Annotated in this window: 9 protein-coding genes, 1 tRNA gene and 1 riboswitch; of the genes, 3 read left to right on the top strand and 7 right to left on the bottom strand. The window is 46.9% G+C overall.

The genetic code is table 11. The features are described from left to right. Positions 1-656, top strand: a 656-nt coding sequence (locus LDL18_RS05005; protein WP_296507389.1) for a lysylphosphatidylglycerol synthase domain-containing protein, incomplete at its 5' end; no start/stop codon positions are given. A gap of 54 nt (positions 657-710) precedes the next feature. Then, positions 711-784, top strand: a tRNA-Gly gene (locus LDL18_RS05000). A gap of 65 nt (positions 785-849) precedes the next feature. Here LDL18_RS05000 and LDL18_RS04995 read toward each other — a convergent pair. Then, entirely contained in the window at positions 850-1872 is a 1023-nt protein-coding gene (locus tag LDL18_RS04995; protein WP_296507387.1) for an aldo/keto reductase, read from the bottom strand. A gap of 140 nt (positions 1873-2012) precedes the next feature. Beyond that, complete coding sequence (locus tag LDL18_RS04990; protein ID WP_296507384.1) at positions 2013-2909, bottom strand: ABC transporter substrate-binding protein; 897 nt, start codon at positions 2907-2909, stop codon at positions 2013-2015. Positions 2910-2945: 36 nt separating this feature from the next. Further along, positions 2946-3124, top strand: a riboswitch (cobalamin riboswitch). A 116-nt stretch (positions 3125-3240) separates the two neighbouring features. Between LDL18_RS04990 and LDL18_RS04985 the strand changes: the two genes are divergently transcribed. Next, on the top strand, positions 3241-5346 hold the full coding sequence (locus tag LDL18_RS04985; protein ID WP_296507382.1) for a TonB-dependent receptor: 2106 nt from the start codon (positions 3241-3243) through the stop codon (positions 5344-5346). A gap of 72 nt (positions 5347-5418) precedes the next feature. Here LDL18_RS04985 and dnaN read toward each other — a convergent pair whose 3' ends face one another. From dnaN to LDL18_RS04960, 5 genes are all read right to left on the bottom strand, one after another. Further along, entirely contained in the window at positions 5419-6528 is a 1110-nt protein-coding gene (dnaN, locus tag LDL18_RS04980) for a DNA polymerase III subunit beta (RefSeq protein ID WP_296507380.1), read from the bottom strand. Positions 6529-6634: 106 nt separating this feature from the next. Next, positions 6635-8227 carry an ABC transporter ATP-binding protein gene (locus tag LDL18_RS04975; protein ID WP_296507378.1) on the bottom strand — a complete coding sequence of 531 codons (1593 nt, stop codon included), beginning with the start codon at positions 8225-8227 and terminating at the stop codon, positions 6635-6637. Continuing rightward, positions 8224-9042 carry an ABC transporter permease gene (locus tag LDL18_RS04970; RefSeq protein WP_296507375.1) on the bottom strand — a complete coding sequence of 273 codons (819 nt, stop codon included), beginning with the start codon at positions 9040-9042 and terminating at the stop codon, positions 8224-8226. Before LDL18_RS04970 ends, LDL18_RS04975 begins: the two co-directional genes overlap by 4 nt. Before the next feature lie 2 nt (positions 9043-9044). Further along, the gene (locus tag LDL18_RS04965) at positions 9045-11627 is read right to left on the bottom strand and encodes an ABC transporter substrate-binding protein (protein ID WP_296507373.1); all 2583 of its coding nucleotides are present in this window, start codon (positions 11625-11627) and stop codon (positions 9045-9047) included. A 12-nt stretch (positions 11628-11639) separates the two neighbouring features. Further along, a complete protein-coding gene (locus tag LDL18_RS04960; RefSeq protein WP_296507371.1) occupies positions 11640-12515 on the bottom strand; it encodes a M23 family metallopeptidase in 876 nt (291 codons plus the stop codon). Positions 12516-12673 lie beyond the last annotated feature (158 nt).

The raw sequence follows: 12673 nt of genomic DNA, 5'->3' as shown, positions 1-12673 counted from the left end.
TGACGGGATCGGGTTTGCCCTTTCAGTTGGTCTATGCCTCGATGATTGTCGATATGACCGCAGAAATGGCTTCCCAGCTCATTTTTACATTGTTTGGCGTGGGGACAATCTCTTTTTATTATTTCGGTGGTGGAAAGGCGATGTCGATTCAGCCTTTATCCTATGCCGGACTAGGTGTGATTGTCGCGATTTTGCTGTTATTTATTCTTTTCCAGCGACCCATTTTGAATATGGCGGGCAGTTTGGCTGAAAAAATTGTCCCCGGTGCAGGGGATAATATTCGGGATGTCTCGAATAAAATGACCGAAATTTACCACCAGCCCTTGAAATTATTAGCATCCTTTATCTTTAATATGTTGGCTTGGGTGGTTGGAGCATCAAGCGCATGGGTAGCCTTGCGTTTTATGGGGGTTCATGTTTCCCTGACCGCCGTTTTGACCATCGAAAGCCTGATTTTTGCCTTGCGCAGTGCGGCCTTTATTGTGCCCGGAGCCATTGGTCTGCAAGAAGGTGCCTATATCCTGATGGCACCGCTTTTCGGGCTAACAGGGGCGGAAATGATCGCTTTATCCCTGTTGAAAAGGGCGCGCGATATTTCTATTGGCGTTCCGGCTTTGCTTTTGTGGCAAATCAATGAAAGTCGACGATTACTTTAAAATTTACCCCTTGCCTGTTTTGAAAGAAATCGGTAAGGAAGTGACCTCTGGTAAGCGGGCGTAGCATAGTGGTAATGCACTAGCCTTCCAAGCTAGCTAGGAGGGTTCGATTCCCTTCGCCCGCTCCAGCTTGTATCAGACATAAAAAAGCCGCCCTGTCTTGCGACAGTGACGGCTTGTTTTATATCCGCTCTTATTTATCGCGCGGCGGTGGTGCCATAAATTCTGCGCCAATAGGATTGGGGATATTCTTGGCCAGAATAGCATCAATCTGTTTCAAATCTTCATCCGATATCTGCCAGCCAAAGACTTCATCAATGCCGTCGATCTGTTCCGGCTTGCGAGCGCCCCAGAGTGCCAATGTGGGCCCTTGTTCCAGCATCCAGCGAATGGCCAAAGCCAACACCGATTTGTTGTAATGCTCTTTGGCGAGTTTCTTCAATTCCTCGACAGCAGCCAGATAATGTTCAAAGCGCGGCTTCTGGAATTTCGGGTCTGTTTTCCGTAAATCATCGCCGGTAAAGGCACGATCAGCGGTCATTCTGCCGGAAAGCAAACCACGGCAAAGCGCACCATAGCCTAAAACGACCAGATCGTTTTTTTTGGCATAGGGGAGGATGTCTTTGTCGATGTCGCGTTCAAACAGATTATAAGGTGACTGCGAAACTGCCAGCTCGGCATATTTCTTGAACTCGTCCATCTGTTGAACGGAATAATTGGAAACGCCGATAGAACGGATTTTGCCTTCTTTTCTAAGGGCTTCCAATATTGTTGCAGTCTCTTCAATCGGAACCAGCGGATCCGGCCAATGCACCTGATAAAGATCGATATAATCGGTGCCAAGGCGGCGCAAGGAATCTTCGATTTCTTGTTTGATACGGCTGGCTGAACTGTTGCGGCGCATCGATTGATCGGGGGTTAAAGTCCAATCAAGACCGACTTTAGTCGCAATAATCAAATTATCGCGCTGGCCTTTGATAGCTTTACCCACAACTTCTTCGGCGTGACCACGGCCATAAGCGGGAGCGGTGTCGATGATATTGATACCAAGATCAATCGCTCGATGAATGGTTTTAATGGAGGCATCGTCATCGGTGCCGCCCCACATCCAGCCACCAATTGCCCATGTGCCTAAGGCTACGCGGGTCGCAGGCTTATCTATTCCCTTGATAGAAATCTTGTCGAAATGAGCAGGTTTTTGCGTAGAAGTGTTCATCAGAAACTCTCCACATTTTTAAAAAAGCGCCCCTATTTGGAAAGGGGTAGTCAGGCTTTACGTTATTTCGGGACAAAAATCAGATATCTCTGAAATTTTTATTTGGCCTGTTTATCCGTCTTTAAAACGGATTTGTTCAATCAACGCGAGGGATGGTCAATTGTTTCCAATTCTTTATCCAAAATTCTGATAGCGTCAGGATAATGCAGGCTGCCGCAAAGAGTTAAAGGCGCAGGGATAAAGAGCCGATGAGAGGCCGGAAGGGCTTTTTTCAAAAGAGGATGCTGTAACATTTGACTGCCGATATCCTGTGTTGAATAGCTTTTTTGCCCCATGATTAAAAAATCGGGATGATAGGTAACGATTTCTTCCAGAGAAAGCCGAGATAGAGTTGATTTATTAAGGCTATTCGCCAGATTTTTCAGGCCAAGCCTTTTCATGATGTCATCAATGAGACTACCCGTTCCGCTTAAATAACCCTGTCGCTGGTAATAGGCGGCTGTCCGGCCATGACCCATCGGAGGCGGTAATGTCCGAAGTGCCTTTTCCATTTTTTGGATGGCAGCTTCCCCTCTTTCGGGATGGCCGACCGCCAAAGCGACAATACGTATCTGTTCAACAATATCGGTTAAGCTATTAGCCAAAGGAAGGTCGATAATTTTAACCTGCCTTTCCTTTAACAAGGGCAAAATTTCCGCATGGCTATAGCTGCTGGTGATGACCAGATCAGGATGAAGGCGCAGCAAGTCTTCCGCGCCGCCATAGGTAAAAGGAAGGGATTGGGCTTCCTTTGATACCGAAGACATATCAGGATTACGGGCATAGCGCGTTAAAGCGGCAATCTGGGATTGGTCAGCCAAGGCCACCAATAATTCGTCTGCGCATAAATTCAGTGAGACAATGCGGCTTGGGGGTTTTGAATCGGCGCTTTTGGAGGGCGAGGTGAAAAGGCAGCAAAAAATCAGGATCAACTTATATAACAGACGGCTGATAGTGGCTCTATTCCCTCGGTCTGAAGAAGAAATTGACAGTTCCAACAAGATTGATTGACCTCTCTTAGCCTTTCCGACTACGGAAATTTTTTTGCATAGGGTTTCCTTCGAGGGAAGGAAAATTGGGAACAAGGTGAAAAACCTTGGCTGCCCCTGCAACTGTAAACAGTTGAAACGCCAAAAAGCCACTGAATCTATTCGGGAAGGCGGTTGTTTCGATGCTGTGAGCCAGGAGACCGACCCTATGTAATCGTTCCACGACAGGACAGGGCGTTCCCGTCGAACGAGGTAAATTCTCCTCGCACGGACGATAATAGTGACCTTCAAGCTGATCAGTTTGGAGGCTGTTTTGCTGTGACTAACAGAGGGGGGATAGATGGCGCGATTATTTCTTTTATCGACTTTGGCTTTGACAACAACGGGATTGGTTTCTTTTCAGCCGGTTTTGGCAAAAGAAGCCTATCAGGGGCAGCCGACAACAGAGCGTGAAGGCGATAAGAAACTGCTAAAAAAAGAAAAAATAAAAAAACAGAATCTCGAAAAGGGACAGGATAAAAAACAGGAGGTTAAGGCTTCTGATCCTGATGCCGATGCTTTGGCCGTCGCCAGTAACGATCAACCTTCTTTGGTGGTGACAGCCTCAAGAACGCCGGAAAAAGCCGATCAGGTTTCTTCACAGGTGACTATTTTGGACAAGGCCGCCATCGACCATAGTCAGGGCATGGCGATTTCCGATATTTTGGTGAGAACGCCTGGGGTAACGGTCGCCCGTAATGGTGGATATGGAACCGCGACATCTGTCTTTATTCGTGGTGCGGAATCCGGTCAGACGATGATGGTTATTGATGGTGTTCGGATGACAGATGCTTCATCGACCAATAACGGCTATGATTTCGGCACATTGATGACGGGGGACACATCGCGGATTGAAGTGTTGCGAGGGTCGCAATCTATCCTTTGGGGTAGTCAGGCAATCGGTGGTGTTGTCAATATTGTGACAGCAATGCCGACGAAACCGTTAGGCGGCAGTGTTGATCTTGAAATGGGATCACATAGCACCATTAACGCCCGCGCTGCTATTGGTGGGAAAAGTGACCGGATCACATGGCGTTTGGCAGGCAATAATTTTTATACCAAAGGTATATCAGCGATTAGCCCACGTTATGGCGGGCATGAACAAGATGGCTATCACAACCGTTCCGCAACTGGACGGGTTAATATCAAATTGATTGACGAAGTCTCTGTGGATTTACGCGGTTATTATTCCAAGGCGATGACGGATCTAGATAGCAGCTATGGAACGCCAGATACATCGGATTACGAAAATAAAGAGCAATGGATGGGCTATGCCGGTTTAAATGTCGCTTTATTCGACAATCGGTTACGGAACCGTTTTGGCTATAGCTATACCCAGACCAAAAGAAACGATATCAGCCCGTCTATGGAACCCTATAATACCGATACTTTTGTCGGGAATGGTCATACCAGACGCTTTGAATATCAGGGCAGTCTTGCCTTGGTCAAAAACTGGGATCTGGTTTTCGGTTATGAAAATGAACGGAGCGGCATCAAAAGTTCTTCACCCGCTTATGGTGGATCAGATACGCGCGGCACTATCAATATCAACAGTGTCTATGGTCAGATAAAAGGCAAAATCATTAAAGGCTTTTCGGTTGATGGTGGTGTCCGTTATGACCATCATTCGAAATTCGGCGGCAATGTTTTATTTTCAGGCGGGGGTGTTTGGGCGTTCAACAACGACAATACTCTGTTTCGGGCGCATTATGGCGAAGGTTTTAACGCGCCGTCTTTATACCAAATCTATAGTGAATACGGTAATCAGAATCTGAAACCAGAAAAATCGCATGGTTGGGATGCCGGTTTTCAACAGCGTTTCTTCCATAAGCATTTGACGATTGCCGCCGATTATTTCCAGAGAACTTCTAATAATCTGATCGCCTATTTAAGCTGTCCTTATTATGGGGCGTTGCCTTCCATTTGTTATGTCCCGAATACCAATACCCCGCGTTATGGTTATTATGACAATATTAACCGCAGCACGGCGCATGGTGTCGAAGTCAATGCCAGCCTTGATATTAAACGGGTATCTTTAAACGGTAACTATACTTGGACTTCGGTCAAAGATCGCTCTGAAGGCGTCGATTACGGCTATCAATTACCAAGGCGACCGAAAAATACCGCCAATGGTTCGGCTGATTATCATTGGAAATTCGGTCTTGTCACCGGAATTGCTGTCCGTTGGGCATCGAAATCATGGGATACAGTGCATAGCGAATATAGCCTAAATCCACATATGAACCGTGGTTATACTCTGTATGATTTGCGGTTAGAAATGCCGGTTTCAAAGCATCTGACCGTTTTTGGTCGGGTCGAGAATTTAACCGACAAATATTATGAAACCGCTTATCGTTACGGCACATTAGGCCGGACATTTTATGGCGGTATTCGCGCCCGTCTTTAATCCTGAAAAAAGCTGTATAAAAAAAAGCCGCCCCGAACAGGGCGGCTTTTTTATTGTCGGTTTTCTTGAAAATCAGACGCGCATCGGCATCAAAACATAAAGGGCAGCCGACTGATCTGAATCCCGTATCAGCGTTGGGGCGGCGGCTTCGGCCAGATGAATTTCGGCCTGATCGCTTTCAATCTGCCCCAGAATATCGAGAAGATAGCGGGCATTAAAACCGATATCCAAAGGATCGGCATCATATTCGCCCAAGACTTCTTCGGTAGCCATACCATTTTCGGGGCTAGTCACCGAAAGTGAAATTTTCCCTGTTTCGATAGACATTTTAACCGCACGGGTTTTTTCGCTGGCAATGGTCGCAACGCGATCAACACCCTGCATCAAATCCTTGGGTTTGACTTTCAATAATTTGTCATTGGCCGTCGGGATAACCCGTGAATAATCAGGGAAGGTGCCATCAATCAGCTTGGATGTTAAAATAGCATGACCAAGATCAAAGCAAATCTTGCTGGCAGAAAGCGAAATTTTGATTTCATCTTCGCATTCATCCAACAATTTCCGCAATTCGACGACGCATTTACGCGGAATGATAACATCCGGCATTTCTTCGGCACCGGCGGGGGCAGGAATAGTCACGCAAGCGAGGCGATGACCATCTGTGGCCGCCGCCTTCATGACATTTTCATCCTTTAAAACATGGAGAAAAATACCATTGAGATAATAGCGCGTTTCATCAACTGAAATGGCGAAACGGGTTTTATCAATAATCTGTTTCAGGCTTTCCGTCGGCAAAGCGAAATGCGTTGGCAATTCGCTTTCACTGATAACCGGAAAATCATCACGGGGCAGGGTTGCCAAACTGAAACGTGAACGACCGGCAACAATCAGCATTTTGCCATCGGCTGCACTTAATTGAATTTGCGAACCATCCGGTAATTTGCGGACAATTTCAAAAAGCATATGGGCTGAAACCGTGGTTTCACCCGATGTTTCGACTTCGGCTGACAAAGTTTCAACGACCTGTAAATCAAGGTCAGTTGCCATCAGCTTCACACAACCATTAGAGGCCGCTTCAATCAGCACATTCGATAAAATCGGAATAGTGTTGCGACGCTCGACTACCGATTGAACATGGCTAAGACTTTTCAATAAAGTCGCGCGTTCGATCGTTGCTTTCATAACTGTTTGGTCATCCCTGATTGATAAGAAAGCCCTTTTAAAAGCCTGATCTAAAAAGGCGGAAGAGGGTTATAATCTATTGTTTTTTAAAAAGCCTTAATTCTTTTCAGGCTGGGAGATTATAATTTTTCTGCCATATTTCGATCAGCCTTTGAGTATAAGGTTGATTGGGCTTGGTGAAAATAGAATATGTATTATTCTCTTCTATAACATGCCCCTTGTGGAGAATCACCAGTCTGGTTGCAAAAAAACGCGCAAAAGCCAGATCATGCGTCACCAGCAAGCAAGCCATTTTTGCCTGTTCGGAGAGAGCAATCAGTTTCTTCCCGATTTCAACCCGATTGACGCTATCCAGAGCCGAGAAGGCTTCATCGAGCAACAATAAATCAGGATTATTCACCAAGGCACGAGCGATTGCCACCCTTTGGCCTTGGCCGCCGGAAAGCGTTGCCGGATAACGATGCCGAAGATCAAGGGATAACGCCGCCTTGTTCAGGGCTGATTGCAAGGCCTGTTGTTGCTCTTCGGGGGATATTTTTTTCTGATAAAGCGCAAGGGGCTCGGTGACGATTTTTTCAACTGTCCAAGCTGGATCAAGACTACTATTCGGGTCTTGAAAAACCATTTGTGCTTTTTGATAAAAAGCGGAGCGCGCTTGTTTCTTTTTCAAAGACAGAGGCTGATTTTTCCAAAAAAATTCGCCAGATGACGCGGGCAGCAGGCCGGATATCAATTTAAGTAGGGTTGATTTTCCGGCACCCGATTCCCCGATAATGGCAATTCGTTCGCCTTTATAGATTTCGAGCGAGATATCGTGGAGGCGATGATCGTCTTTTTCCTGATAGGAAAGATTTTGGAGTCTTAATAACGGCGGTGAATTATTTGTTACAGCTCGGCCATCTTTAGAGGAGGGTTGATTATCTTGTCGATTGGACACACCGGATAAGATTTGATGATAAGAGTGGATAATTGCCCGACTATAATCGTCTGCCGGATTTGACCACCAACGGCGGCTGGCCATTTTTGAGACAAGGCGACCCTCTTTTAAAACCACGATACGTTCCGCCATTCTGACCGCCAAGGCGGGATTATGGCTGATAAGCAAGATAGCCGTTTGGCGGTTTTCTGTGGCCTTTTCAAAAATCGCCATAATTTGCGCTTCGGTCAACATATCAAGCGCAGAACTCGGCTCGTCTGCGATCAATAAAGCCGGTTTAGCGGCCAAAGCCATGGCGATTGCTGCCCTTTGTCTTTGTCCACCAGAAAGTTGATGCGGATAGCGTTGCGCGATATCCGGCGCAAGGCCGACCTGTTCCAAGGCTTTGGTGATGTCAGAAGTAAGGCTTTTGGCGTTCGTTTTTTCTTTCAGGCTTTCGCGAATATGTCCGGCGATGGTCATCATCGGGTCTAGAAAACAGAAGGAATCTTGACCGATAAAAGCGATTTTTTGACCCCGCCAGTCATTCATTTGCCTTTCGGAAAGCTGCATCAGATCCGTTTTTCCAATGCGAAGCGCCCCCGATAAAGTCAGATTTTCAGGCAAAATCCGCAATATACTGCGCCCAAGGGTCGATTTACCCGAACCGGATTCCCCAAGAAGCGCGACAATTTCACCCCGTCCGATACGAAAGCCAATATCCTGCAACAAAAAGCGGTCTTTTGCTTTGACCGATAAATTTTCGATAGCCAAAAAGGTCATAATCTATGGTCTGCCTGATAGCGAATCAGTCCTTCACCGATCATTTGGCAAGAGGCAATTAACCAAAAAAGCATAATACCGGCAAAGAAGGCGAGCCAAGGCGCGATATTCAAAAGATTTTGCGCGTCTAACAATAATCGTCCCAAAGAAGGCAGGGGTGGTTGAATACCGATCCCAAGATAGGAAAGCGCCGCTTCCGCGATAAAGGCAAAGGCGCATTGGCTGCTGGCCTGTGTCAAAAGAGGCAACATACTATTAGGAAGAATATGATGAAAGGCAAGGGCGATGCTCCCTTTACCAGATAATCTGGCTGCCGCGATGAAGTCCAGACGCGCTATTACGCGGCCATGGCTATAAGCCACACGCGCGAAAACCGGAATGGCATAAAAGGCAATCGCCAGCATAGCATTTTGCCCACCCGATCCGCATAATAATTGCAATAATAATGCCGCGATCAAAGCCGGAAAGGCAAAAAGAATATCACTGGTCTGCATCAGCATTTCCCCCAGCCAACCTTTTTCGATGGCGGCAATTAAGCCGATAGGCACGCCTAGAACAAAGCCCAATGTTACCGCCGGAAACACCACCAAGCTGGAACATCCGGCGGCCACAAAAACTTCATGCAAAAGATCGCGTCCCAGAGCATCTGTGCCGAACAGATGGTGCCATGAAGGCGATTGCAACCGATCAGATAAGTTTATGGGAGAAATTACCCCATAAAACAGGCTATTTCCGACGATCAGCAAGACCAATAGAAGAAGGCTGAATAAACCAAAGCGCAACAAAAAAGGCGTAGAGCGAAAAAAGGCAATCATGGCTATTTTAACCGTGGATCAATCGCAAGATGCAAAAGATCGCTGATGAAGCGGGCAAATAAAGTCACCATAGCGACTAGAAGGGCGATAGCCTGTATCAGAATTAGATCACGGGCGGCAATAGCCTGCAATAAAAGCCGCCCTAATCCCGAAAGATAAAAGATATTTTCGACAATGACGCTTCCGGTGAGCATGGCGGGAAGAGACAAGGCCAATAAGGGTAATAAAGCCGGTAAAGCATGGCGGAGCGCATGGCGGAGAAGCGCTTGGGATCGGGATAAACCGCGTGCTCTTGCTGCCATGATGAAATCTTGTTGTTCTATTCCCTGTAATTGCTGACTAAAGGCGCGCGCCAGCCATGTTGCCTGTGGCAGAGCAAGCGCTATCACCGGCCAATAAAAAGCGGGCTGGGTCAGTAGACCCAAAAAGGAGGTCGTATTTTCCAGAGTAAGCGGCCAATGATAATGAAGACCAGCATAAAGTAATAACACAGCGATCCAAAAAGCAGGCAAAGAAAGGCCTAGTCGCGTCAAGGTCAGTAGAAAAATGCGTAAAGGTCGGAAGCGAAAAAAAGCAATCGCTAGGCCAAACAGAAAACCAGTGACCGCCGCTAGAATAAAAGCAGTCAGAACAAGCGGTAGCGAGATGTTAAGCGATTCTGCGATTAAATCACTGACAGGGAGATGATAGCTAAAACTGCTTCCAAAATCGCCGTGGAGGCTGTGGGTTAGCCAATGTAAGTAACGGATATATGCTGGTTTATCGAGGCCGAATTCTGTTTGTAGCGCTGCCAAGGCGCGGGGACTGGCTTGTAAGCCCATCATATATTCAGCCGGATCACCCGGTAGGACAGAAAGCGCGATAAAGATGACTAAGCTGGCTATCCATAAGGCGAGTAAAAATTGGCCGCTTTTTTTCAAGAAGCCGGAAAAGCTAAAAAGCCGATAGCGGAAAGCCGCCATTAAAAGGATAAGGCTTAAAGCCGCCCACAGCCACCAACCCAAATGCCATGAGACAGATGAAGGGATTAAATCGCTGTTACGGTTTCCTTGATTGTCAGTGAAATAAGCCGTTGTGAGATCAAAAGCCTGTGTCGGACTGCCGCGCCATAATCCGCCCAACTCTGCTTTGGATATGACGAGATGGGGATATTGAAATAAAAAAACATTGGCGGCATCAAAAGTCAGAATTTTTTGAAGTGATTGTAATTGCTGATGCCGTTGGAAAGCATCCCTTTCCTGATCCAATTGCGTCAGGATATGATGAAATTCAGCATTGTGATAGCCGAAATAATAGCCTTCTCTGTCGTAAATTCTGTAATCAAACGGCTCGGCATGATTGACGATTGTCATCTGGAAATCGTGTTTTTTATAAACGCGATCAAGCCATGTCGTCCATTCCAGCGAGTGAATAGTAACATGAATACCGATTTTTTCCAGTTGGTCAGCCACAAGCTGCCCTGAAATAGTGGCATAGCGAGACGGTGGCAAATCAAGCGTCAATGTCAAACCATCAGGATAACCAGCCTGCTTGAGTAAAGATTGCGCCTTTTTCGGGTCATAAGGATGAACAGCCGTGAGGTCGAGATAATCGGGATTTTGTGGCGGAAAATGGCTGCCAATAACACGGCCATAACCATATAGCACCGCATCAACAAGGGCGGGGCGATTGATAGCGATTGAGATCGCCTGACGTAACAAGGGGTTACGGAAAATCGGCCAATTTTGATTGAAGGCAAGGATCACTTCGCCTTCGCTGGGAAAACTTCTGACTTTAAAACGGGGATCATGTGCCAATTCTTGGAGATTTTCGGCTGCCGGAAAATCAGGAAAAAAATCAATTCGGCCTGTTTTGAGGGCGGCATAGGCGGCAAGCGCATCTGAAATGAAGAAGAAATTGAGCGTTTTTATCGCCGGTTTTTTGCCCCAATAGTCCGATCGGGCAACCAGTTGAATTTCTTTCCCATGTTGCCATTTCTGAAGGCGGAAAGCCCCTGTCCCAACAGGGGATATTGCCAGATTTTTCGCCGAAAAAGGCGAAACCATGGCACAATCAGGAAGGGATAATAGCGTTAGGAAAAAGCTGTTCGCCTTTTTAAGGGTAATCCGTAATTGAAAAGGCGAGGGCGCTTCGATTTTATCTATAACTGACAAGGCTTCTTGTTGGACATTGCCGGAATGGATATCGCGGGCGCGGTTTAAACTATAGGCGGCTGTAGTGGCGTTAAAAGGCCGCCCATCCGAGAAAGTGACCTTTTTCCTAAGGTTGAAAAGATAGACTTTCCCGTCAGGGCTAACCGTCCAGTTTTGAGCGAGCCAGCCTTCTATTTGACCATTTGCCGATAATCTGACCAGACCTTCAAACAAGGTGCCATAGCTGACATCATCAATAACCGTCGCTGCGCCTGAAGTCGTATCCAAGGAAGGCGGCTCCATTTGCAAGGCGATATTCAGTGTATCTTTGGCCATAGCAGGCGCGAAAGAAAATATTGCCCAGCAAAAGACAAAAAAAGCGGTTATATGGTCGGCAATAGGACGGATAGGAGGCATCCTTTTTTCATCTGGCAACATCATTGATATTGCCATAGTCAAAAGTCGCTATTTTCGTAAAGGTAAAAGACGGACGGGGTTGACCGCTTTCAAGCCATGCCTGATTTCAAAATGAAGTTGGGGGCGGGGGGTGTTACCGCTTTCTCCGGCAGAGGCGATGACTTCGCCTTTTTTGACAAAATCGCCCTGTTTGACTTTGATCTTGTCAAGATGGCCGTAAACACTTGTCCAGCCTTGGGCATGTTGAATCAGAATGACACCGCCTAAAACAGAAATATGGGTTCCAGTATAGGCGACATGGCCGTCTTCAGTTGCAAAAACAGGTGAGCCGATTGAAGCCGCAATATCCAGCCCGTTATTGACGTGGCCGTTATCTGTCCGGCCATAATGGCGAATAACCGAACCATGGGCAGGCCAACCAAAATGAAGTGGCTGGGCGGCTTTGTCATTCTCATGCCGACTGGCGGGTTGTGCGCCGCCGACAATTTGTTTTACATTCAGATGATTATCGCGGGAATTTTCGCTGCGACTTTTGAGTGAAGCCGTCGGCAATATCAACTTCATGCCCTCTTTAAGGCGATAGGGCGGCTGTAAATGGTTAAGACTGATAATCCGTTGCCATGATATTTGATAACGATGCGCCAAACTAAGGCCGGTATCACCGGATTGGACAATATAAGAAGATTGTCCCTCCGGTATCATCAATATCTGTCCTTCCCGTAAACGGTAGGGCGCCTTTAGATGGTTGCGGCTGATTAAATCATCCGATTTAAGGCCGAGCCGATGCGCGATACCGTTTAAGGTTTCGCCTGACCTAACATGGTAGATATCTGAATTGGCCGCTTGGGCAAAAGTCGAAAGACTGATGCCACCTATAAAAAGGGCAAGGGAGAATATCTTCCAGAAAGGCAGGCTTTTTATCATTTGGCGAGTATATCCGTCAGCGGTTGCAGCGAAGCGACATCCGTCAGATTAGGCGCAAGCGGTGTGACGGTGACATAATTTTGATAGGAAAGATCAAGATCGCCATTCAGGTTGTCTTTGCTGATCGCTTCCCCCAAGGCTAACCAATACCAGTCTTT

Source organism: Zymomonas sp. (assembly GCF_020216885.1).
GTDB lineage: Bacteria > Pseudomonadota > Alphaproteobacteria > Sphingomonadales > Sphingomonadaceae > Zymomonas.
The sequence above is the reverse complement of the archived record's forward strand: the minus strand, read 5'-3'. Positions and strand labels throughout refer to the sequence as shown.